Origin of the sequence: Corynebacterium sp. CNJ-954 (genome assembly GCF_001942345.1) — a bacterium.
GTDB lineage: Bacteria > Actinomycetota > Actinomycetes > Mycobacteriales > Mycobacteriaceae > Corynebacterium.
In genome coordinates, this window is sequence record NZ_MKKI01000043.1 from 196,663 (window position 1) to 217,581 (window position 20,919).

Consider the following 20,919-nt stretch of genomic DNA (forward strand, 5'->3'; position numbering starts at 1 on the left):
TGGTCAGCCCAATGAGTAGAACGTCGCCCGCATCCGGTCCGCGTCCGCGGCAAGCCCGGTGAAGTGCTCGAACGCGTCCACCGCCTGGTACACCGCCATGTGGGTGCCGTTGAGCGTCCGGCATCCCGCAGCCTCCGCCTCCTGCAGCAACTGAGTGGACACCGGCATGTAGACCACGTCGCTGACCCAGTGGTCCGGGGTCAGGCAGGACGTGTCGAAGGACGTCCCGGGATGGCTCAGCATCCCCAGTGGAGTCGCGTTCACCACGCCGTCCGCAGCGGCGATGGCGTCCTCGACTCCGTCAGGGCCGCCGCCGGTCGCGATCGATGTGCCGGTGGCGGTGTTGAGGTTCCCGGCGAGCTCCGCGGCACGTGCGGCGTCGACGTCACGGATCTGGAGCTCCTCGACACCGGCCTCCGCCAGGGCGAAGGCGATCGCGTTGCCCACTCCTCCGGCACCGACCTGCACCACGGAGCGCTTGGAGACGTCGGGAAGTTGCTCCGCCAGGCCACGGGCGTAGCCGGTCACGTCCGTGTTGTAGCCGAACGTGCGACCGTCACGGATCGCCACGGTGTTGACTGAGCCCAGCCGAGTGGCCACCGGGTCGACCTCGTCGAGCAGGCCCAGGACCTCGCGCTTGAAGGGATGGGTGATGTTCAGCCCGTCGAACCCCAGGTCCAGGGCGCTGGACAACAGCTCGTCAAGGGACCGCTCCTTCAGTCGGTCGGTGAGGACGTCGAGACGGCGGTACACGGTGGGGTGCCCCTGTGCCAGTCCCTCTGCCTCGTGCATCGGCGGGGTGCGGGACAGCGACAGGTCCGTGCCGATCAGTCCGAGCAGGAAACTACGGGCGGGTGTGGCGGTCATGGTCGATACCTTCTCTCTGTGGCTTGTCAGCTGGGGATGCCGCGGGTGGCGTCGCGCAGGACGCGGTACTGGGCTGCGAGTCGCACCGGTGTGTTGTCGACGCCGTGCCCGGCGTAGCCGCCGCGACGTTCGACGAGTTCGAAGAACATCGTGCCCAGGGTGCCGGTGTAGAAACGCAGGTACTCCCCGTGTTCATCGCGGTCGTAGAGCACATTGCACTCGCGGAGTTCGGTGACGGTGTCGTCGTCGAGGTCGAAGCGGGAGACGAGGTCGTCGTAGTAGTTCTCCGGGACCGGCAACATCTCCAGGCCACGGCGGCGGGCCCGTCGGGCCAGCCCGATGATGCCCGTGACCTCCAGTGTCACGTGCTCGGGGTACGACGCGGCGAGGAAGTCGCCCTGTTCACTGCCCTCGGGTGCGACGTTGAGGGTGAGGGAGAAGCTCCCGTGCGGCGCCGACATCACCCGTGAGTGCACGTAGCCGGCCGGGCTCGGTACCGCGTCAGGGGCATGGGCCTGCAGGCCCAGCACGGAGGTGAAGTACAGGGCGGCCTCGTCGTGCCGGTGCCACCGCTGTGCCAGTCCCACATGGTCCACCCCGGTGATCCGGGAGTGGGCGTCGGTGACCGCCTCGATGGTCCGGACGTCCTCCCCGATCAGGCCGAACTCCTCCGCCCACACCGGGACACCGTCCTCCGTGGCCTCGCAGAAGAAGATGCCGGTGCCGTCGGGGGTGTAGACACCGTGGAGTTCGGCTTCATCGTCCTGGCGCTGCCTCACGATCGGCTGTGCGGAGAGTTTCTCCGCCCGTGCCGCCGACTGTCCCGCACCCTCGACGTCGACGCCGAAGCTGTCGATGACGGTGTCGCTGCCGGTCGGCCCCAGGTCCCGGACCACGATGCGTGCGTCGCCCTGCACCCACACCTGGAAGTCCTCCTTGGTGCGGTGGTATCCCCCCAGGACGAATCCCAGCTGGTGCAGGAGTTTGGTGATCTCACCGAGACGGCCGGTGTGCAGTTCGACGAAGCTGTAGGCACTCGGGGTCGTCGCCTCCGGCAGGGCGGCGAGCCCCACCGGGTACGAGCCGGGGGCAGAACCGGGACCGGAATCGGCGTCCAGAACCCGGTAGACCTGGTCCTCCAGCCACCGCAGTGAACGCAACCCGTCGACGGCGGTACGGGTCACGTCGGCCTGGCGGAACGAGTCGTTGAAGATCTCGAGCGACACCGGCCCGTCATAGCCGGCGACGGTGAGCAGACGGAGGAACCCCACCAGGTCGAAGTCACCCTCGCCGGGGAAGACCCGGTGGTGCCGGGACCAGGACAGCAGGTCCATGTCACGACGGGGCGCGTCGGCGAGCTGGACGAAGAAGATCTTCTCGGCCGGGATGTCGGTGATGCCCGAGGGGTCGTCACCCCGGGACAGGATGTGGAAGCTGTCCAGGCACGTACCCACATTGGGGTGATCGGCCAACTCGACGATGCGGTACGCACGCCGGTAGGTGTTGACGAACTTTCCCCAGGCCAGCGCCTCATAGGCCAGCCGGATACCGTAGCCGGCGGCAAGTTCACCCGCCCGGCGTAGCTGGGAGGCACACACCTCGTCATCGTCGACAGTGGCGGTACCGACGTTCGAGCAGATCAGGATCATGTCGATGTTCAGTCGCTGCATGATCCTGAACTTCGACTCCAGGCGCCGCAGGTTGTCGAGGAACTGGTCCTCGTCCACCCCGTCCAGGTCACGGAACGGCTGGTAGAGATCGAAGCTCAGTCCCAGCTGCTCTCCCCTGGCCCGGATCTGCTCCGGAGAGTGCGGGGAGACGACCAGGTCCTGCTCGAAGATCTCGACACCGTCGTACCCTGCGTCGGACGCGGCACGGAGTTTCTCGGCGAGTGTGCCGGACAGGCACACGGTGGCTACGGAAGTTCTCATTGCTCCTGCTTCACTTTCTGCACGAATGTGTCACCCGCGTCGATCTCGTCGAGTGTCATGAAGGCGGTTTCCCGGGTGGTGGCGACGGCGACGGAGACTAGGACGGCGACGACCGAGGAGAAGAGTGCGACACCGAGGTAGTTGTCCCCGTCCGATCCTGCGACCAGGGAGGCCAGCACCGGGGCGAAACCGCCGGACAGTGCGAAGCCGATCTGCGTTCCCAGGGCGACGCCGGTGACCCGGACCGAGGTCGGGAACATCTCCGCGTACAGGGCCGGCCACGTGGCGTTGGACATGGAGTAGAACAGGCCGAACATGACCGCACCGAGGATGAAGATCAACGGCCAGTTCCCGGCATTGACCGCCATCAGGTAGGGGTACATCACCACCGCGGCACCGAGGGCACCGGTGATGAACACCTTCTTCCGCCCGAAGCGGTCGGCCGCCGACCCGGACAGCGGAATGGACACCAGGGCACAGATGTTGCCGGTCACGGTGACCCACAGCATCGTGGAGCGGTCCAGACCGACGATGGACGTGGCGAAGGACAGCGACCAGACGGTGAAGACGATGTTGACCGTGTTGATCAGGGCGGCGAAGGCGACCCGGATCACGGCGGTGCGGTGGTACTTCAGCACCAGCTGGAGTGGATTGTGTCGCGCGGCAGCGGCTCGGGCAGCCACCCGTTCCACGGTCTTCGGGTCGATGTCGGCGGTGTCCTGCCGGGCCTGTCCCTGTTCGACCTCCTTCTCGTCCTCCTTGGCCTCCTCGACCTCGGCGGCGGTCTCCTGGAAGGCCGGCGGCTCCTCCAGTCGACGGCGGATTACCCAGGCGATGAGCACGACGAAGGCGGAGAGCCAGAACGGCACGCGCCATCCCCAGCTCATCAGGGCATCGTCCGACAGGAAGGCGGTGAAAGGAATGAAGACGGCGGTGGCCAGCAGTGTTCCGAACTGGGTGCCGTGCAGTGTCCAGGCCGTGGTCCAGGAACGGTGCTGTTCTTCGGCGTGTTCCAGCGACACCGCGATCGCGCTGCCCTGTTCGCCGGAGGCCGAGATGCCCTGGACGATACGGCACACGGCGAGCAGCAGCGGGGCCAGCAACCCGACCTGGTCATACGTCGGCAGACAACCGACGGCGAATGTCGACGCACCGATCATGAACAGTGACAGCATCAGGACGAATTTGCGTCCGAAGCGGTCGGCCAACGGTCCCATGATCAAGGCGCCGAGGGGCCGGACGACGTAGGCGATACCGACCGTCGCCATGGAGGCGAGCACCGCCACGCCGGGCGAGGTTCCCTCGGGGAAGAACAGGACGTTGATGACCAGCGCCGCGGCGGTGCCGTAGACGGCGAAGTCGTAGTACTCCAGGGCGGAGCCGACCCAGCTGGACAGTGCGGCCCGCTTCGGGGTCTTCTGCGGCGTGGTGGGTGAGTTCGGTGTGGTCGGCGTGGTTGGTGAGGTACTCATGACCGGACGTCCTTTCCTTCTACTGCAGCAATCGTCGACGGACGCAACGTCCGGGAGAACGAGAAGATGGCGAAGCCCAGCAGGCCGACGATCGCGAACGCGAAGAAGCCCCACGGGTAGGCGGCCTCGGCCGTGACCAGAATACCGCCGAGCAGAGGCCCGGAGATCGCACCGAGTCGCCCGATGCCGGCGGAGAATCCCATGGCGGTCGCCCGGGTGGACGAGGGGTGGTTCTCGCCGGTGAACGCGTAGATCAGGATCTGCGAACTGAAGACGAAGACGCCGGTGAGGAAGACGATGATGTACAGGCCCACCAACGGCAGCCTGATCGCCAACAACGCGAGGAAGACCGCTGAGAACAGGAACCAGATCAGGGCCGTCGACCGAGGTGAACGGATGTCCGCCACGCGTCCGGCGATGACCAGGCCGACCACGGCACCGACGTTCAGGACCATCAGGAAGGCCAGGGAATTACCCAGGTCGTAGTCCGCCTCACGCATGATCTGCGGTAGCCAGGTGTTCAGTCCGTACACGAGCAGCAGGCCCATGAAGGACGTGCCCCAGATCGCGAGGGTGTTGACCCGGAAGGTGGGTTGCAGCAGGGCACGGATTCCCTCGGCATTCTCTCCCTCCTCCTGCGCCTGCAGGGTGTCCATCTCGGTGTCGACCTGCAGACCGTAGGCCTGTTCGATGGCTTCCGCGTCTTCGACGCGTCCCTTGATCCTCAGGAAGGCCGGGGATTCCGGCAGCATGAAGAACAGGACCGGAGCCAGGATGAGACCCGGGATCGCTCCGGCGATGAACATGGCGTGCCAGCCGGCGGCGTCGATGAGGAACATGCCCAGCAGGGCGGTGAGCACCGCACCGACGTGGTAGCCGGTCATCAGGGTCGTGGACGCCGATCCCGCCTTGCGCCCGGACCGGAACTCGGTGACCAGCGAGATCGCGGTCGGCAAGGCGCCACCCAGCCCGGCACCGGCAAGGAAACGCCACAGGGAGAACCATGTGACGTTCGTCGTGAACGCCAGGAACAGGGTGAACACCGAGAACAGGAACACTGCGCTGATCAGCACCCGTCGGCGCCCCAGCTTGTCTGTGAGGAACCCGATCACCAGGGCACCGATGGTCATGCCGACCAACCCGATGGTGGTGATCTGGGTGGCCTGGGCACCGGTGAGGTCCCAGGCCGGGTCGTCCAGCATCGACGGGATCGTCGTGCCGAGCACGACCAGGTCAAACCCGTCGAGCAGGACCGCACACCAGCACAGGACGGTGACGTAGGCGGTCGATTTAGTGGCCGTGGTGGGCATGGCTCAGACCTCGAATTCCGGGAGATCACGGCCGACGTACTGCTCGGCCAGGTAGCGGCGTCCTGCCTCAGACGACAGGACGGAGGACAGTTCTGCGAGACGACGCCGGGACTCGAACGTCGTCGCGTCGGGTGCCTGGTGCAGCATGGATGACATCCACCAGGAGAAGTGCTGGGCCCGCCAGATGCGAGGCAGGACGATGTCGGAGTAGTCGGCGAGCAGCTCCGGACGTCCCCGCAACGCCCGCACGAGGGCCGGAGCGAGCACCGCGACATCGGCGATCGCGAGGTTCATGCCCTTCGCCCCCGTCGGCGGGACGGTGTGGGCGGCGTCGCCGGCCAGGAAGAGCCTGCCCCGCTGCATGGGCTCGGTCACCGCGGAACGGAACCGCAGCACCGCCTTGTCGAAGATCTCTCCCTCGGAGATGCGCAGATCCGGTGAGTCGGCCCGGGTGTGCAGTGCCTCCCAGATCCGGTCGTCCGACCAGTCGTCCACCGTGTCTGACGGATCGCACTGCAGGTAGTAGCGCTGCACGGAGTCCGACCGGGTGGAGATCAGCGCGAAGCCCTCGGGGTGGGTGGCGTAGATCAGTTCTTTCTGGGTTTTCGGCGCATTGACCAGCACACCGAACCAGGCGTACGGGTACTCGTGACGGTGACGTCCCGCGCCCGTGGGATCGACCGTGCCGCGGTGAGGCGAACGCGAGCCGTCCGCTGCGACGACGTAGTCGGCACGCAGCCGCTCGGACCGCCCCGACGAATCCGTGTAGTCGATGACCGGAGCGTCCTCCGTACCGGTCACCGCGTCAACGGTGGTGTCGAACAGGAGGTCACCACCGTCGGCCAGGCGCCGGGCGATCAGGTCGATGAGGTACTCGTGCTGCGGGTACACCGCCACGGTGTGCCCGGTGAGGTCAGTCAACGGGATGCGGGTCCGCTCCCCCTGCACCGAGATCTCGATTCCCTCGTCGATGTCGGCTTCGCGCTCCATGCGGTCGCCCACGCCCGTGCGGCGCATGAGGTCCAGTGTGCCCTGTTCCAGGATCCCGGCGCGCACGGTGGTCTCGACCTCGTGACGTGACCGCGATTCGATCACGACCGACTCCACGCCGTGCTGGTGCAGCAGGTGTGACAGGGTGAGTCCGGCAGGGCCGGCGCCGATGATGGCGACCGGGGTGTGGCCGGTCATGACAGGTCCCGGACGGCGGCGTTCAGCAACGAGAAGCCGTGGTTCGAGTTCGGGACGCCGGCGTAGACGGCCGTGTGCAACAGCACCTCGCCGATGGTGTCCGCGTCGATGCCGGCACGCAGGGCGGCGCGGATGTGCATGTCGAGTTCGCCGTCGTTGCCCACGCCGGTGAGGATCGCGATGGTCAGCAGACGCCGCTGGGTGTGGTCGAGGCCCGGACGTTCCCAGACGTCCCCCCATGCGGTGCGGGTGATGAAGTCCTGGAACTTCTCGGTGACCGGGGTCTTCTTCGCGATGGACCGGTCGACGTGCTCGTCGCCGAGGACGGCGCGCCGGTTGCGCATTCCGCGCTCGTGCGCGGCGTCACGTCCGGCGGAGTAGGCGTCAGAATCACTCATGAGGGGTTCCTTTCAGGTCGTCCAGCACGGCGTCGACGATGTCGGCCGCGTGTCCGGTGTGGTCGGCGGGGTCGGTGCTGAAACCGTGGTCACGGTGGGCCCGTTCGATCAGTTCGCCGAGGGTGTCGTCGGCGACGGCCCGGTCGATGTCCCCACGGGGTACGTATCTGCCCAGAGCTTCGGCGAGGACCGCCCCGCCCGTCAGCGCGAGGTTGCGGTGCATCGCGTCGGTGTCGACGGTGATGCCGTCGATGCTGGCCCGCGTACGGTTCACTGCTCCGGCCGTGGCGGCCGCGAGGTCGCGTACCGTCTGCCATTCGGCGTGCCAGGCACCGGTCGCCCGCTGCATCCGCTGGTCCATGCAGTCCAGCATCGTGGCGGCAAGCGCCGGGGTCCGTCGGGCGTAGCCGTCGGCGGCAATGGCCGCAGCCGGGTTGGCCTTGTGCGGCATCGCCGAGGATCCGCCCGGGGTCGACTCCCGCAACTCCCCCACCTCGGTGGCGGAGAACACGATCACGTCTCCGGCGACCTTGCGGACGGAGCCCGCCAACGCCGCCAGTGCGGTAGCGACGTGGATCAGCGGGAGCCGGTCGGTGTGCCACACCACCGGGGAATCCGCCAGTCCCAGACGCCGGGCCAGTGCCGCATGCACCGACAGACCCGACGGTGCGGTGGCCGCCAGGTTCCCGGCGGCGCCACCGTACTGCACCGGAAGTGCGTCAAGATCGTCGCGGAGACGGGCGGCCGCGGCAGCAACCTGCCGCAGCCATCCTGCGGCGATGACGCCGAATGTCGTCGGTACCGCCTGCTGACCGAGCGTGCGTCCGATGACCGGGGTCGTCCGGTGGGTCCGTGCCAGATCGGCGAGATCCCGGGTCAACTGATCCGTCGTGGCGATGATCGCGTCGCCGGCGTCACGGAGACACAGCACCAGGGCGCTGTCGATGATGTCCTGGCTCGTGGCACCGCGGTGTACCGCGGATACGCCGATCCCGGCATCCGTCGCCGCCGCCTTGAGCCGTCGGGCGAGCGGAATCGCGGGGTTTCCTCCGGCGACGGACGCCTCGCACAGCGCCGCCAGCTCTGTCCCGTCGACGGCTGTTGCCGAGATGAGTCGCGCGGTGGCCGACGCCGTCCCAGTGTCGACGAGGCCGGCGTCCCCCACTGCCAGTGCGAGAGCGGCTTCGACGTCGACCATCCGGGCGATGAAGGCTGCGTCCGACACCGCGGCCATCGCGGTGGTGTCGCCCGAGGCGATGTCGCTGTAGAAGGTGCGTGCCAGCCCGTCCACGGGGCACCGTTCTGATTCGTTCACCGGATCAGACCTGGAAGAACGGGGTTTCGGCGGATGCGTCGTCATGCTGCAGGACGATGTCCATGCGGTAGGCGTTCGTGCTTTCCTCGGTGAGCACGAGCCGGGCACGGCGATCCTCAGGGACCACGGCGAGGACAGGATCCTCGTCCAGGTTCTCCCCCAACTCGGCGCCCGGGAAGTAGGCACGGGTGTAGAGCCGTTCGAGGATGCCGCGGGCGAAGACACCGACCTTCAGGTGGGGTGCCTCCTGGGTCGCATGGTCGGTCGCATGGTCGGTCGCACCGTCGGCGGTGGCCGGGGTTGCGCCGGGACGGCGGGTACGGAAGGTGACCTCCCCGTCGTCGTCGACCATCCCTCGACCGATGCCGGCGCCGAGCAACGGGTTCCAGCCTTTCAACGAGCCCTCGTCCGAGCGCTCGTCGAGAGGTGAGGGGTAGATCCCGTCACCGTCGGCCTGCCAGAGCTCGATCATGGCGTCCTTGACACGGTGCCCGGCGCCGTCGGTGACCGAGAAGGTGACCTCGATGACGTCACCGGCGGCGAAGGACATCGCGTCCTCGTCGATGAGGTTCTCGGCGCCGGGGGTCGTCAACCCGATATGGACGTAGGGGCCGACGGTCTGGGACGGCATGATGCCCTGGGGTGCTTCATCCTGGTCCTTGATGTCGGACACCGGGTAGCGGAACGGGCCTGTGGGGTCGCTGTCGATCATCTGTCTTCTCCTGTCGGGGATTGTGGGGCGGGTGTCACTCGAAGTGGGTGGCGTCGCGTCCGCGCAGCACGATGTCGAACTTGTAGCCCAGGGCGAAGTTCTCGCGGGTCTCGTCGTAGTCGAAGACGGAGATCATGCGCTCACGGGAGCCCTCGGGTATCGAGTTGTAGATCGGGTCCTGGAAGAACATCGGGTCACCGGGGAAGTACATCTGGGTGACCAGGCGCTCGGCGAACTGACGGCCGAACAGTGAGAAGTGGATGTGTGCCGGACGCCAGGCGTTGGTGTGGTTCCCCCACGGGTAGGCACCGGGCATGACCGTGTAGAAGCTGTAGACGCCGTTCTTGTCGGTCAACGTCCGTGCCACACCGTTGAAGTGGGGGTCCAGCGGTGCGGGCCAGGAGTCGTTCTTGTGCCGGTAGCGTCCGGCAGAGTTGGCCTGCCATGCCTCGATGAGGGTGTCCGGGACCGGCTTACCGTCGGCACCGAGTACGCGGCCGTGCACGAAGATGCGCTGGCCGATGGCTTCGCCGCCGTTGGCTTTGGTCATGTCGTTGTCTTCGTCACCGATCGCGCCTTCACCGAAGACGGGGCCGGTGGTCTCTCCGAGTCGCTCGGGGAGCATCAGCAGGTCGTTGTTCGGGTTACGGAGCACGGTCGTCCGGTACTCCGGGAAATGCAGCGGAGCGAAGCTTCCGTCGGTGGTGACGTTACTGATGGGAACCATGATGGTGACCCCTTCTGCGGGATTGCGGGAACGTGATGTGGATCTCACCGTAATAGCCCGTGCGCTATGCGCAAAGTCGTTCACACAGCGAACTACTTTTCGTGGCCGACATGTCGGTGTACTGCACTTTCACCGCACCGAGCCCGATGTCGGGGGTCACCCAGGGGGGTAGTTAAGGGTTATCAAGAACACGTATTGACAACAGCACTGTCTTTACCCCGCCGGACACGACAAAGCCGCACGGGCGAGCGGATGACATCCGTTCTCCCATGCGGCCCGACGGTCGTCGAGGACCTGCCTCCCTTACTGGGAGGAGAGCTTGCGGTACTCGAAGACCTGGTCGATGATCCCGTACTCCTTGGCACCCTCGGCCGTCAGGAACTTGTCACGGTCCGTGTCCTTCCGGACCTGCTCCTCGGTCTGGCCGGTGTGGCGTGCCAGCGTCGTCTCCATCAGGCGACGCATACGCTCGATCTCGTCAGCCTGGATCTGGAGGTCCGAGACCTGCCCCTGCGTACCTTGTGTGGCGGGCTGGTGGATCAGCACGCGGGAATTCGGCAGAGCTGCCCGCTTACCCTTCGTACCGGCAGCCAGCAGCACAGCCGCCGCGGAAGCGGCCTGGCCCAGGCAGACGGTGACGATGTCCGGACGGACGTACTGCATGGTGTCGTAAATGGCCATCAGGGCGGTGAAAGAACCACCTGGGGAGTTGATGTACATCGTGATGTCCCGGTCGGGGTCGAGCCCCTCGAGCACCAGCAGCTGGGCCATGATGTCATTCGCGGAGGCGTCGTCAACCTGGGTGCCTAGGAAGATGATGCGCTCCTCGAAGAGCTTGTTGTACGGGTTGGATTCCTTGGCACCCCAGGAGGAATGCTCGACGAACGACGGCAGGATGTACCGCGAGGTCGGCATCTGGGCGCCCGACACCTGGCCGGTGAGTTCGCTGGCGTGGGTGAAACCGTTCATGTTGTTGCTTTCCATCTCTACTTACTGCTCCTTCGCCGAGCTGATCACGCGGTCGACGAACCCGTACTCGAGCGCCTGCTGGGCGGTGAACCAGCGGTCGCGGTCGGAGTCCTTCTGGATCTGCTCCAGCGACTGACCGGTGTGCTCGGCGATCAACTCCGCCATCTCACGCTTGGTCTGTGCGAACTGCTCCGCCTGAATGGCGATGTCGGCGGCGGTACCACCGACACCCGCAGACGGCTGGTGCATCATAATGCGGGCGTGCGGCAGGGCGAACCGCTTGCCCTTTGCGCCCGCCGACAGCAGGAACTGCCCCATCGAGGCAGCCAGCCCCATGCCGTACGTGGCGACGTCGCAGGGCGCGAACTGCATCGTGTCGAAAATCGCCATGCCGGCGGTCACCGACCCACCCGGCGAATTGATGTACAGCGAAATGTCCCTCTCGGGATCCTCCGCACTGAGCAGCAGGATCTGTGCGCAGAGCTTGTTGGCGATCTCATCGTCGACCTGGGTGCCCAGGAAGATGATGCGCTCGCGCAACAGACGCTCGAACACCGAGTCGTTGAGGTTCATCCCCGCGGTAGAGGCCATCTGCGCCTGGCGCAGTGCCTGACCGGCAGACATGTCGTTAGTGCTCACTTATGCTCCTCGCTCAAGTTCACGTGTTGGACTGTGCACCAGACTAGTCAACCCCGTGCGCCCACGCCCCTCCCCGGGGCCATGTTCGCTGTCAGCGCACGGTGGCCGGTCTGGACCTATCCCTATCCCTCTCCGTCACCGGTCCCGCCGACTCTCCGGTGGGCTCCGGACCGGTGCGAACGAAAAACACCGCCGCAACCCCCGGAAAGCTCCCGGGGCCGCGGCGGTGACGACCAGACTGGTCGGGCCAGACCTAGTTGTCTGCCTTCTCCTCGTCAGAGGCCTCAGCGGACTCGCCGGCCGCATCAGCGTCACCCTCGGTGAGGTCAGCTTCCTCGCCGAAGAAGTCCTTCGGGTCGATGGAGGTGCCCTTGTCGTCGGTCACGGTGACCTTGCAGATGTTGATGGCCAGAGCCTTGCCGCGGCGGACGTCGGCGAACAGGTTCGCGATCTGGCCGGACTGCTGGAGCTGCATCACGAACTGGTTCGGATCCATGCCGTAGCGCTGTGCGGTGAACAGGATGTGGTCGGTGAGCTCCTGCTGGGAGACCTCCGGCTTCTCGATGTCAGCCAGTGCATCCAGGAACAGCTGGGTGCGCACGGAGTCCTCGGCACCCTCGCGGGCGTCCTCCTCGAACTTCTCGCGGGTGATGTCCTGGGCGGCGAGCATCTGCTCGAACACGGCCTCGTCGCCACCGAACTGGCTGACGAGCTGCTGGATCTGACCGTCGACCTGCTCCTTGACGACGGACTCCGGCAGGGCGACCTCAGTCTTCTCGAGGGCGGCGGCCAGAACCTTGTCACGGATGTCCGCGGCCTGCTGACCCTTGAGCTGCTCCTCGACCTGCGACTTCAGGGAGTCCTTCAGCTCATCGAGGGTGTCGAACTCGGAGGCCAGCTGAGCGAAGTCGTCGTCCAGCTCGGGCAGTTCACGCTCCTTGACCGACTTGACGGTCACGGTTGCCTGGGCCTCGCTGTCGGCGTGCTCGCCGGCGACCAACGTGGTGGTGAACTCCTTGGACTCGCCCTCGGACAGACCGGTGAGCGCCTCGTCCAGCCCCTCGACGAGGGAGGCGGTACCGACCTCGTAGGACAGTCCCTCGGAGGACGCCTCGTCGACGGTCTCGCCGTCGACGGTGGCGGTGAGGTCGATGGAGACGAAGTCGCCGTCCTGGACAGCGCGCTCGACCGGCTTCAGGGTGCCGAAACGGGCACGCAGGTTGGTCAGCTCGGACTCGACGGACTCCTCGTCCGCCTCGAGTGCGTCCACCTCGACGGAGAGGTCGGAGAAGTCCGGCACCTCGATCTCGGGGCGGACGTCCACCTCTGCGGTGAAGGTGACGTGGTCGTTGTCCTCGAGCTCGGCGATGTCGATCTCAGGCTGGCCGAGAGCCTTGACGTCGTTCTCCTCGACAGCCTGGCTGTAGCGGCTCGGCAGCATCTCGTTGAGAACTTCATTGAGGATCGATCCGCGACCCAGACGGGCCTCGAGGATCTTCGCCGGAACCTTGCCCTTGCGGAAGCCGGGCAGGCTGACCTGCTGGGCGAGGGACTTGTAGGCATTGTCGAACTCAGGCTTCAGTTCCTCGAAGGGAACCTCGACGGTGAGCTTGGCGCGGGTGGCGCTCAGCTGTTCAACGGAGCTCTTCACGGATGCACACTCCTGTGTGTTCTTGGTCTGTGTACTTGCGGCCGGTGGAGCCACGGGATCGTCCGTCCGCGTCACCTCCGGGTCTCACTACCCCACCTACTGCGGGTCCACCGGACGGTGAAACACAGGGCGGGCGAGGACGGCCGGAGGCTGCCACCGGTAATGGTCGCTGTCGATTTTATCGTGCTGCCGACGACGGTAGACACGGGGGTCGGCTCTCCGGGGACTTAATCGCTCTCGTCCCCGGGGCTGCCGCCTGGCCGAGCACCCTGTCTGACCGACATCCGGTCGATACCCGTCGGGATAGCGGGATTTGAACCCACGACCCCTCGCTCCCAAAGCGAGTGCGCTACCAAACTGCGCCATATCCCGGCAGCAGAACTGATGTCTCCAGAAGTTCTGCTGGCGACGATGTTACGGGGTGCCGTAAAACCACGGCAACAGCGGGGCCCCGTAACCACCCGTGGTGCCGCAGGATCGGCATGACGGACCGTGTCTCTTCGGTGCAGTGTCCGCCCCGGCCCCGTCGACGAGTGGCACTGCCTGCCGGTTTTCATGCTTCCGAATCGTGGTGTATCGTCGTCCTCGCAGCAACGGGAGTGTCGTATAGTGGCTAATACCTCAGCCTTCCAAGCTGAAGACGCGGGTTCGATTCCCGTCACTCCCTCCACCGGAAAGCCCCGACCATGATGGTCGGGGCTTTCCTGCGTGAACCGGTGTTCCGGCGCGGGCCCTTTCGTGGTGAATCGTGCGAGCGTACCGGTTTCGGCGGAACGACGACGGTCGCGGACCGGATCCGGTACGCCCCCACTGAGCGACCTACCGGGAGGGGTTACAGTCCCTTGAACCCGGAAGGACGGGGCACGTTGCGCAGATTCGACTTCGCCATGGTGAACATCTTGCCCACGCCGCCTTCCAGGACGGTACGGGTGGCGGCACGGGCGAATCCGGCCACCTGCTCCAGCGAGATCTCCGGCGGGATGGACAGGGCGTTCGGGTCCGTCACGACGTCAATCACTGCTGGACCGTCGTAGGCGAGCGCCTCCTTGAGGGTCGACTCGACGTCCTTCGGGTCCTCGATGCGGAACGCCTTGATTCCGCAGGCTTCGGCGATGTCGGCGTAGTTGACCTTCGCGTGGTCGGTGCCGAAGTCGGGCATTCCGGCGACGAGCATCTCGAGCTTGACCATGCCCAGGGTGGAGTTGTTGTAGACGACTGCCTTCACCGGCACCTCGTGCAGCTTCATGGTGAGAAGCTCACCCATCAGCATGCCGAGTCCGCCGTCACCGCACATGGCGATGACCTGACGACGTCCCTCGACCGCTTCGGCCGCGCCGATCGCCTGCGGCAACGCATTGGCCATGGTGCCGTGACGGAAGGACGCCAGCAGGGTGCGGTCCGCCGTCGGAGTGATGTAGCGCGCGTGCCACACATTGCACATGCCAGTGTCGGCGGTGAACACGGCGTCGTCGTCCGCCAGATCGTCGAGCACGTAGGACACGTACTCGGGGTGGATCGGCGTGTGGTGCTCGATGTTCTTCGTGTAGGCGTCGATGACGTGCCGTAGGTTCTTCTCCTGCACCTTCAGCATCGACTCGAGGAACGAAGCATCGGTCTTCTCCTCGATCAGAGGCAACAGGTCCGTGATCGTGGCTGCCACATCGCCGGTGACCGGATAGCGAACCGTGGTGCGTCGTCCGATATTGCCGCCCTTGATGTCGACCTGGGCGGTCTCGGTGTCGCGCGGAAGGAACTCGGTGTACGGGAAGTCCGTGCCGAGCAGGATCAACAGGTCAGCTTCGTCGAATGCTTCGGAGCATGCACCGTAACCGAGCAGACCCGACATGCCGACGTCGTACGGGTTGTCGTAGTGCAGGAACTCCTTGCCGCCGTAGGCGTGCCCGACCGGTGCCTTGATCTTCTCCGCCAGCGCGAAGACCTCGTCGCGGGCGTCCTTGCACCCTGCGCCACCGAAGATGGTGACCTTCCTGGACTCGTTGATCGCGTCAGCCAGTGCATCGAGCTCGCTCTGCGCGGGGTGCATGGCCGGACGCTCCGCGGCAATGGCGGAGTTGAGCTGCGGCGACTCCACTGCCTCGTCCCCTGCGATGTCACCCGGGATGACCAGGACGGACACGCCGTTACCAGCCATCGTCGACTGGATGGCGTGGTGCAGGATCGTCGCGCCCTGGGTCGCCGAGTTCACCATCTCGCAGTAGCCCGAGCACTCGGCGAACAGGGATTCAGGGTGCGTCTCCTGGAAGTAGTGGGAGCCGATGAACTGGGACGGGATGTGGCTGGCGATCGCCAGCACCTTCGCACCGTTGCGGTGGGAGTCGTAGAGCCCTTGGACGAGGTGTGTGTTTCCTGGGCCGCAGGAACCGGCACAGACAGCGAGGTTGCCGGTGACCTGTGATTCCGCACCGGCCGCGAAGGCCGCAGCTTCCTCGTTGCGGACATGGAACCACTCGATACTGCTGCGTTTCACCGCATTGACCACAGGATTCAGGCTGTCGCCGACGAGACCGAAGATCCGTCGCACGCCCTGCTTCTCCAGGGCCGCGACAAGTTGTTCCGCATAATTACGCGCCATGTGGACTGCTCCTGAGTGAGAGGAATTATCGGTTAAGTACCCCTCCGACACTATGCCGATAGCGGATCGGCTGCACAGAGAGCTTCATCACCCGTACGGACAGGACAACACAATGTAAGAATATCTATAGTCTTACCTGTTGACTACCCCCGTTCGTCTCCTGGCTGGCAGAAAGAATCGGCCCAACTGCATCTTTGTCAGACTGTCGGGCACATCAAAGCGGGAACCACACCTGCAGAGGGAGAGAAAAGTACCGTAAGTTTCCATGAAGCCCACGATCATCGACGCGGACAGTGGCCGCGAACTGTGGACCGCCGCAGAATGTGCCGACTACGCCGGAACGTCCCGAGGAACGTTCACCAGCTACGCGGGCCGGAACCGGGCCCCTAAACCTGCCACCAAACACCACGGCCTGACCCTCTGGGTCGCCGAGGAAGTGAGGGACTGGAACGCCACCCGGAACCGTCGTCCTCAGGAAGAATGACCCCCACTTCCTGAGAGGAGACGGGCTTCTACTGCGCCTCGGGGATCTCCGGGGTCTGGCCGGTCTGCTCGTAGGTGTCGAGAATCTCGATCCGGCGCTGGTGACGGTCGACACCCGACCACGGTTCCGCAATGAACGCGTCGACGATGTCGAGGATCTCCGACTCGGAGTGCATCCGGCCGCCGATGCCGATCAACTGGGCGTTGTTGTGCTCTCGGGCAAGCTTGGCGGTCTCCACGGACCAGGCGAGGGCACAGCGGGCACCGACGACCTTGTTCGCGGCGATCTGCTCGCCGTTCCCCGAGCCCCCGAGCACGATGCCGAGGGACCCTTTGTCGTCGACGGTCTTGCGGGCGGCTTCGATACAGAAGGCGGGGTAGTCGTCCTCAGGATCGAAGGTGTGGGCGCCACAGTCGACGACGGTGTGCCCCTTCTCCTTGAGGTGGTCCGCGATGACATTCTTCATCTCGAATCCGGCATGGTCAGCACCGAGGTAGATACGCATGCGCTCGAGTTTATCCGACCAGCCGTGCCCGCAGTGCCCGGAGGTGAAGATTTGGGGCTGAAATCGTACGACGGTGTTCTCCGTCCTCGCACAGGAAAGCGGGCCCACGTGTAAATAACGTGGGCCCGCCTCTGCCTCCGGTCGTGCAGGTGGTTCCAGCTACCCTGCGTTAGCGACCGAGCCGAGAGCCTCTGGAATGGTCCCAGGAATCAAGTCGACCAGGTCTTCCCCACCGAGTGAACCGATGACCGAGCCGACGATGCTGCCACCTGCCTCGGCGGCGGAGCCGTCGCCTGCGAGAGACCCTTCGGTACTCAGCACATCGAAGTCACCACCCAGGACACCCGTGAGGATCTCCTTCAGCTCACCCAGCAGCGGGAGCAGGTCAATGATGGTCCCCATTGATGCCCTACTCCCCGGCTCCGCCGTCAGACAGTGATCCGGTGATGTTGTTGATGGAGCCGGTCAGGTCCCATTCGCTACTGCCGTCGAAGATGCCTTCCAGCGACCCTTCGGTGCTGAGCACGGCCAGGTTGCCCTTCAGCAGTCCGACGACGATGTTGAGCAGGTCGCCGAGAACGTCTGCGATGCCGGTGATTCCTTCAAGTGAACCCATGGTTTACATACCCCTTGTACGTGTGTGGTGATCAGGAAGAGGAGAGAGGTTCGGCACCAGATGACACCAGTGCATCACCTGACCTGCCGATACAAGGGATACTATCCCGGGGAAACACTACTGGGCGGACATTGTTGAATCCCGCTCACCCCCGGGGGTATAAGAGGATCGGGCGAGCGGAAACACCAGGTCAAACATAGAACCGTCACTGAGGCACCGGCCTAACTGGTCTTCAGCTGAGAGAGTGTTCTCTTCTTACTGCTCGCAGCAGGAACACGGCGGAGCACAACCGACTCCACCATCGCTGTTCGTCAAGAGCCCGGCGTTTTCAGGCCCGCCCCACCCTCGGCGCAGTCCCTTCCCATACCGATACCCCCGATAGTATTTCCGGTGAGCAGCAGAAGTATGAGTAAACCACCCCCAGTGTCCATAGCGAACGGCATGATCTAGATGAGGACTCCCAAATCCAATCAAATGCAGGGTGCCGCGCAACGACGTAGCCGACGAATCGAGGAGCTCGAAGATCCCTAATCAATGAGGAAGCTGGAAGCCAAGGCCGCGGAGATGGGTGTGACGGTCTATGAGACCAACCACTTCCGCGACGACCTTAGTGCGATCTACATGCACGACGACCGGGACATCCTCCTACGAGACGACCTCGCCCCTTCACCAAACGATCGGCCCTGGCGCAGGAGCTCGGGCATGCAAACTACGGGGACGAGCACTCGGATGACCCGCGCCTGGAACGACGAGCGGACCTGTGGGCGGCGCAGCTGGTCATCAGCGAGCCCGACTACCGCGAGGCCGAACAGGACTACGGGCCCCACCCCGGCGCGCTGGCGTGGGCCCTCGGCGTCACCCGCGACGTCGTCGACACCCGGCACACACTGACACTCAATAGGAGAGAAGCATAATGTTTGGGAAGAAGAACAAGAAGAACGCGGCTGCAGCTCCCGAGCCGCGCGTCTACAAGGCGATGGCGGCGAAGTACACCGTCGATCCCCAGGGTATGACCCTGCATTACTCCACCGGGGCCACCAACGGGACGGGCTACGACAACGAGGGCCAGGAGATGACGTTGCCCGCCGAGTGGATCGAGCGGGCGGAGCAGGTCTCCGGCGTCGTCTATCTCTATCTCGTCAATCACGGTTCGACTCCAGGAGTTCCCGGTCTCGATCTTTGGACTCTCGCGGTCGGGAAGAAGAAGGCGGTCGCGCTGGCAGACGATCTCAACAAGACAGCGCAGATGGCCAGTGCTGCGGGACTGTCACGGCCCTTCGTCGTTCCCCGCCCCAAGCCGAAGCGACTCGCCGAGATCACAGCCCTGCAGCGCAAGAAGCACCCGATAGCCATTTCGTTCGGCGGCATGCTGCTGCTCGACGGCACCGTTTACTACGGCGGCTATGCGATCCCTGCGGCGGGAGCCTCGGCCAGTATCGACTCCGGTGCAGCGGGACAGTCGAAGGTCGGCGTAGGCCGGGTCCTCGGCGGCGCGGTCCTCGCGGGCCCAGCCGGTGCGCTGATCGGCGCTGCGGCAAAGAAGAACACTGGCGAGCTGTACATTACCGTCACCGGCGAGGGCGGACAGACTCTCATTACTTCCGGACCTATCCAGGACTCCGGGAATGCCACGGCGCTCGCGAACGCGATTGGCGCAGCTTCTTAGCTCGCAAGAAGCCGCCCCCACCGAGGGGTATGGCGGTGAGGGCCGGAGTATCCACATTGAAGCAGCAGACAGGAGCAATGTAGCAATCGCACAATGACGACCACCCAAAGGTGATCCGTCCAAAGGCGAAAAGATCCGGTGGATTGCTCGATATTCCGATGATGCAGGTACCGAGCAGGGTAAGGAATTTCCCACGAAGAAGGCGGCCGAGGATTACGAGCGGGACCAGTAGTTGTCCGTCGTTCGCGGCACCGTGGTCGACCCGAACGATATGGCGACACCACTCATCGACATTGCGTAGAAATGGCTTGCGGAAGCAACAAAAGACAACACGAAAGTGAATCGCAAGACGCTGATAGACAGCCTCGGAGATCTGGGGCTAAATCCCGTCGGGGGACATCAACGCATCGAATATTACCGCCTGGCGAAACGTCTTGGTCGATGGGCGACCGTTGAAGAACGACAAGCCGCTCGCTGAATCGAGCGCACAATGACGGGATGATCCGGCGCATCCCGCGGACGAAGGAATTACCTGCCCACCCGAAATCGCCCGCGTGCTGGCGGTCGTCGCGGGTCATACCTCCGGCGGTCGCTGGTGAGCCGCCTGCGAGTGTGTGACGTCGATACGATGCGGCAGACGATCACGGTCAACGGGCAGGTGAAGCCCGGTGGCCGGAAGTGGGTTCCGGTTCCCAAGTCTGAGAAGTCCCGGCGCGTGATCCCCGTTCCGCAGTTCGTGGTGGACACGATCGTCCTGCAGCTGAAAGAGTACCCGCAGGCTAATCGGAAAGGCGCGGTGTTCCCCTATCGCGGGGATGTTGCCGAGCGTTCGTGGCATGACCGTGGGGACATGGGGAAGTACATGCGTGTGGTCTGTAAGGCGCATGGTCTGCGACCGGTGACAATGCACGATTTACGGCACTTCTATGCCTCCGCCCTTATCGCCGGTGGGGCGACGGTGCCCGAGGTTCAGGAGGCCCTGAGGCACGCTAAGCCGTCAACGACTCTGAACACCTACACCCAGCTGTGGCCGCGCGCTGACGAGAAGCTGCGGAAGGCCGCTGGAGAGACGATGGAGCTGGTGCGGGCAAAATGCGGGCAAGTGGCATGAGGCACGCGACCATGTCTTCCCTGAATCTCGACAGTGGTGCAGGTCAGAACGTTATTCGGCGCTAGGGTCCTCGGTCCGGCTCTTCTTGAGCTCGAAGAAGTGCTCGTAGCTGCCCAGCGTGACGGCGGCGTCGAAGATCTTTCCGGCCTCCTCGCCGCGCGGGACGCGGGTCAGCACCGGGCCGAAGAAGGCCCTGCCGTCCAACTCCACCACCGGGGTCCCCACGTCGTCTCCGACCTTGGCAATCGCCGTCGACTGGTAGCTACGCAGCGTCGGCTCCCACGCCTCCGGATCGTCGCCACGCGAATGCGCTGCAGCGGCGTAGTCGGAGGAGAGCCCGACCTCCTCCAGAACCTCCGCAATGAGGTCGTCGTAGGCGCCCTCCCCCTCACGTCCACCCTCTCCATGGTCGTGGATCCGGGTGCCCAGCGCGGTGTAGAGTGCGTCGACCTTCTCCGGTTCCTTGGTGTAGACCGCTGCTGCGACGAGCGCTGGCCCCCAGGCCGCCTCCATCTTCGTGGCGTACTCGTCGGGAATGTCCTTGCCCTCGTTCAGCACCGCCAGGCTCATCGGCGCGAAGGTCACGTCGATGTCCCTGACAGCCTCAACCTCCTTGATCCAGCGGCTCGTGACCCAGGCGAACGGGCACGTCGCGTCGAAGTAGAGGGTGACCGGAGTGGTGCTCATGGTGATGCTCCTTCTGGTGTACGGTTCATCGGTATTCAGTGACTCGACACCCGAGGGTACGCGCACCTGAGCCACGCG

21 protein-coding genes and 2 tRNA genes are annotated in these 20,919 nt (G+C 64.9%); 5 read left to right on the forward strand and 18 right to left on the reverse strand.

Annotated features, from left to right (window positions below; translation table 11 throughout):
• Positions 1 to 3 precede the first annotated feature (3 nt).
• From BJF89_RS14850 to BJF89_RS14910, 13 genes are all read right to left on the reverse strand, one after another.
• The gene (locus BJF89_RS14850) at positions 4 to 867 is read right to left on the reverse strand and encodes a shikimate dehydrogenase (protein WP_075815857.1); all 864 of its coding nucleotides are present in this window, start codon (positions 865 to 867) and stop codon (positions 4 to 6) included.
• A gap of 26 nt (positions 868 to 893) precedes the next feature.
• Positions 894 to 2,798, reverse strand: a complete 1,905-nt coding sequence (locus BJF89_RS14855; RefSeq protein WP_075815858.1) for a sugar phosphate isomerase/epimerase and 4-hydroxyphenylpyruvate domain-containing protein — start codon at positions 2,796 to 2,798, stop codon at positions 894 to 896.
• Complete coding sequence (locus BJF89_RS14860) at positions 2,795 to 4,270, reverse strand: MFS transporter (RefSeq protein ID WP_075815859.1); 1,476 nt, start codon at positions 4,268 to 4,270, stop codon at positions 2,795 to 2,797. The genes BJF89_RS14855 and BJF89_RS14860 overlap by 4 nt, the downstream gene beginning before the upstream one ends.
• Positions 4,267 to 5,580: an aromatic acid/H+ symport family MFS transporter gene (locus BJF89_RS14865; RefSeq protein WP_075815860.1), complete on the reverse strand. Its 1,314-nt coding sequence runs from the start codon at positions 5,578 to 5,580 to the stop codon at positions 4,267 to 4,269. The genes BJF89_RS14860 and BJF89_RS14865 overlap by 4 nt, the downstream gene beginning before the upstream one ends.
• A gap of 3 nt (positions 5,581 to 5,583) precedes the next feature.
• Complete coding sequence (locus BJF89_RS14870) at positions 5,584 to 6,768, reverse strand: 4-hydroxybenzoate 3-monooxygenase (RefSeq protein WP_075815861.1); 1,185 nt, start codon at positions 6,766 to 6,768, stop codon at positions 5,584 to 5,586.
• A complete protein-coding gene (gene pcaC, locus BJF89_RS14875) occupies positions 6,765 to 7,166 on the reverse strand; it encodes a 4-carboxymuconolactone decarboxylase (RefSeq protein WP_075815862.1) in 402 nt (133 codons plus the stop codon). The genes BJF89_RS14870 and pcaC overlap by 4 nt, the downstream gene beginning before the upstream one ends.
• Entirely contained in the window at positions 7,159 to 8,481 is a 1,323-nt protein-coding gene (locus BJF89_RS14880; protein ID WP_255372684.1) for a lyase family protein, read from the reverse strand. The genes pcaC and BJF89_RS14880 overlap by 8 nt, the downstream gene beginning before the upstream one ends.
• Before the next feature lie 4 nt (positions 8,482 to 8,485).
• Positions 8,486 to 9,193 carry a protocatechuate 3,4-dioxygenase subunit alpha gene (gene pcaG / locus BJF89_RS14885; RefSeq protein WP_075815864.1) on the reverse strand — a complete coding sequence of 236 codons (708 nt, stop codon included), beginning with the start codon at positions 9,191 to 9,193 and terminating at the stop codon, positions 8,486 to 8,488.
• Between the two features lie 34 nt (positions 9,194 to 9,227).
• A complete protein-coding gene (pcaH, locus tag BJF89_RS14890) occupies positions 9,228 to 9,920 on the reverse strand; it encodes a protocatechuate 3,4-dioxygenase subunit beta (RefSeq protein ID WP_075815865.1) in 693 nt (230 codons plus the stop codon).
• A gap of 303 nt (positions 9,921 to 10,223) precedes the next feature.
• Positions 10,224 to 10,889, reverse strand: a complete 666-nt coding sequence (locus tag BJF89_RS14895) for an ATP-dependent Clp protease proteolytic subunit (RefSeq protein WP_052540903.1) — start codon at positions 10,887 to 10,889, stop codon at positions 10,224 to 10,226.
• A gap of 21 nt (positions 10,890 to 10,910) precedes the next feature.
• Complete coding sequence (locus tag BJF89_RS14900) at positions 10,911 to 11,513, reverse strand: ATP-dependent Clp protease proteolytic subunit (protein ID WP_075815866.1); 603 nt, start codon at positions 11,511 to 11,513, stop codon at positions 10,911 to 10,913.
• Between the two features lie 268 nt (positions 11,514 to 11,781).
• On the reverse strand, positions 11,782 to 13,179 hold the full coding sequence (gene tig, locus BJF89_RS14905; protein ID WP_075815867.1) for a trigger factor: 1,398 nt from the start codon (positions 13,177 to 13,179) through the stop codon (positions 11,782 to 11,784).
• A gap of 298 nt (positions 13,180 to 13,477) precedes the next feature.
• Positions 13,478 to 13,551, reverse strand: a tRNA-Pro gene (locus BJF89_RS14910).
• Between the two features lie 223 nt (positions 13,552 to 13,774).
• Here BJF89_RS14910 and BJF89_RS14915 point away from each other — a divergent pair.
• A tRNA-Gly gene (locus BJF89_RS14915) sits at positions 13,775 to 13,849 on the forward strand.
• Between the two features lie 162 nt (positions 13,850 to 14,011).
• Here BJF89_RS14915 and BJF89_RS14920 read toward each other — a convergent pair.
• On the reverse strand, positions 14,012 to 15,772 hold the full coding sequence (locus BJF89_RS14920; protein WP_075815868.1) for a pyruvate dehydrogenase: 1,761 nt from the start codon (positions 15,770 to 15,772) through the stop codon (positions 14,012 to 14,014).
• Between the two features lie 265 nt (positions 15,773 to 16,037).
• Here BJF89_RS14920 and BJF89_RS14925 point away from each other — a divergent pair, with 265 nt between their 5' ends.
• Positions 16,038 to 16,256: a hypothetical protein gene (locus BJF89_RS14925; RefSeq protein ID WP_075815869.1), complete on the forward strand. Its 219-nt coding sequence runs from the start codon at positions 16,038 to 16,040 to the stop codon at positions 16,254 to 16,256.
• A gap of 28 nt (positions 16,257 to 16,284) precedes the next feature.
• Here the strand turns inward: BJF89_RS14925 and BJF89_RS14930 are convergent, their stop codons facing one another.
• The 3 genes from BJF89_RS14930 to BJF89_RS14940 form a co-directional block, all read right to left on the reverse strand.
• Positions 16,285 to 16,761, reverse strand: a complete 477-nt coding sequence (locus tag BJF89_RS14930; protein WP_075815870.1) for a ribose-5-phosphate isomerase — start codon at positions 16,759 to 16,761, stop codon at positions 16,285 to 16,287.
• A gap of 159 nt (positions 16,762 to 16,920) precedes the next feature.
• The gene (locus BJF89_RS14935; protein WP_075815871.1) at positions 16,921 to 17,163 is read right to left on the reverse strand and encodes a hypothetical protein; all 243 of its coding nucleotides are present in this window, start codon (positions 17,161 to 17,163) and stop codon (positions 16,921 to 16,923) included.
• A 7-nt stretch (positions 17,164 to 17,170) separates the two neighbouring features.
• On the reverse strand, positions 17,171 to 17,377 hold the full coding sequence (locus BJF89_RS14940; RefSeq protein ID WP_075815872.1) for a hypothetical protein: 207 nt from the start codon (positions 17,375 to 17,377) through the stop codon (positions 17,171 to 17,173).
• Between the two features lie 683 nt (positions 17,378 to 18,060).
• Between BJF89_RS14940 and BJF89_RS20070 the strand changes: the two genes are divergently transcribed.
• The 3 genes from BJF89_RS20070 (at position 18,061) to BJF89_RS14955 (ending at position 20,154) form a co-directional block, all read left to right on the forward strand.
• A complete protein-coding gene (locus BJF89_RS20070) occupies positions 18,061 to 18,291 on the forward strand; it encodes an ImmA/IrrE family metallo-endopeptidase (RefSeq protein WP_075815920.1) in 231 nt (76 codons plus the stop codon).
• Positions 18,291 to 19,043, forward strand: a complete 753-nt coding sequence (locus tag BJF89_RS14950) for a hypothetical protein (protein ID WP_075815873.1) — start codon at positions 18,291 to 18,293, stop codon at positions 19,041 to 19,043. Before BJF89_RS20070 ends, BJF89_RS14950 begins: the two co-directional genes overlap by 1 nt.
• A gap of 592 nt (positions 19,044 to 19,635) precedes the next feature.
• Entirely contained in the window at positions 19,636 to 20,154 is a 519-nt protein-coding gene (locus BJF89_RS14955) for a site-specific integrase (RefSeq protein ID WP_255372690.1), read from the forward strand.
• A 51-nt stretch (positions 20,155 to 20,205) separates the two neighbouring features.
• On the opposite strand, the gene BJF89_RS14960 is transcribed toward BJF89_RS14955, so the two are convergent.
• Entirely contained in the window at positions 20,206 to 20,841 is a 636-nt protein-coding gene (locus BJF89_RS14960) for a disulfide bond formation protein DsbA (protein ID WP_075815921.1), read from the reverse strand.
• Between the last annotated feature and the right edge of the window lie 78 nt (positions 20,842 to 20,919).

Coding starts and splice junctions, on each gene's coding strand:
- BJF89_RS14850 (WP_075815857.1), bottom strand. CDS start 867: ATGACCGCCACACCCGCCCGTAGTTTCCTGCTCGGACTGATCGGCACG.
- BJF89_RS14855 (WP_075815858.1), bottom strand. CDS start 2,798: ATGAGAACTTCCGTAGCCACCGTGTGCCTGTCCGGCACACTCGCCGAG.
- BJF89_RS14860 (WP_075815859.1), bottom strand. CDS start 4,270: ATGAGTACCTCACCAACCACGCCGACCACACCGAACTCACCCACCACG.
- BJF89_RS14865 (WP_075815860.1), bottom strand. CDS start 5,580: ATGCCCACCACGGCCACTAAATCGACCGCCTACGTCACCGTCCTGTGC.
- BJF89_RS14870 (WP_075815861.1), bottom strand. CDS start 6,768: ATGACCGGCCACACCCCGGTCGCCATCATCGGCGCCGGCCCTGCCGGA.
- pcaC (WP_075815862.1), bottom strand. CDS start 7,166: ATGAGTGATTCTGACGCCTACTCCGCCGGACGTGACGCCGCGCACGAG.
- pcaG (WP_075815864.1), bottom strand. CDS start 9,193: ATGATCGACAGCGACCCCACAGGCCCGTTCCGCTACCCGGTGTCCGAC.
- pcaH (WP_075815865.1), bottom strand. CDS start 9,920: ATGGTTCCCATCAGTAACGTCACCACCGACGGAAGCTTCGCTCCGCTG.
- BJF89_RS14895 (WP_052540903.1), bottom strand. CDS start 10,889: ATGAACGGTTTCACCCACGCCAGCGAACTCACCGGCCAGGTGTCGGGC.
- BJF89_RS14900 (WP_075815866.1), bottom strand. CDS start 11,513: ATGTCTGCCGGTCAGGCACTGCGCCAGGCGCAGATGGCCTCTACCGCG.
- BJF89_RS14920 (WP_075815868.1), bottom strand. CDS start 15,772: ATGGCGCGTAATTATGCGGAACAACTTGTCGCGGCCCTGGAGAAGCAG.
- BJF89_RS14925 (WP_075815869.1), top strand. CDS start 16,038: ATGAAGCCCACGATCATCGACGCGGACAGTGGCCGCGAACTGTGGACC.
- BJF89_RS14930 (WP_075815870.1), bottom strand. CDS start 16,761: ATGCGTATCTACCTCGGTGCTGACCATGCCGGATTCGAGATGAAGAAT.
- BJF89_RS14935 (WP_075815871.1), bottom strand. CDS start 17,163: ATGGGGACCATCATTGACCTGCTCCCGCTGCTGGGTGAGCTGAAGGAG.
- BJF89_RS14940 (WP_075815872.1), bottom strand. CDS start 17,377: ATGGGTTCACTTGAAGGAATCACCGGCATCGCAGACGTTCTCGGCGAC.
- BJF89_RS14950 (WP_075815873.1), top strand. CDS start 18,291: ATGTTTGGGAAGAAGAACAAGAAGAACGCGGCTGCAGCTCCCGAGCCG.
- BJF89_RS14960 (WP_075815921.1), bottom strand. CDS start 20,841: ATGAGCACCACTCCGGTCACCCTCTACTTCGACGCGACGTGCCCGTTC.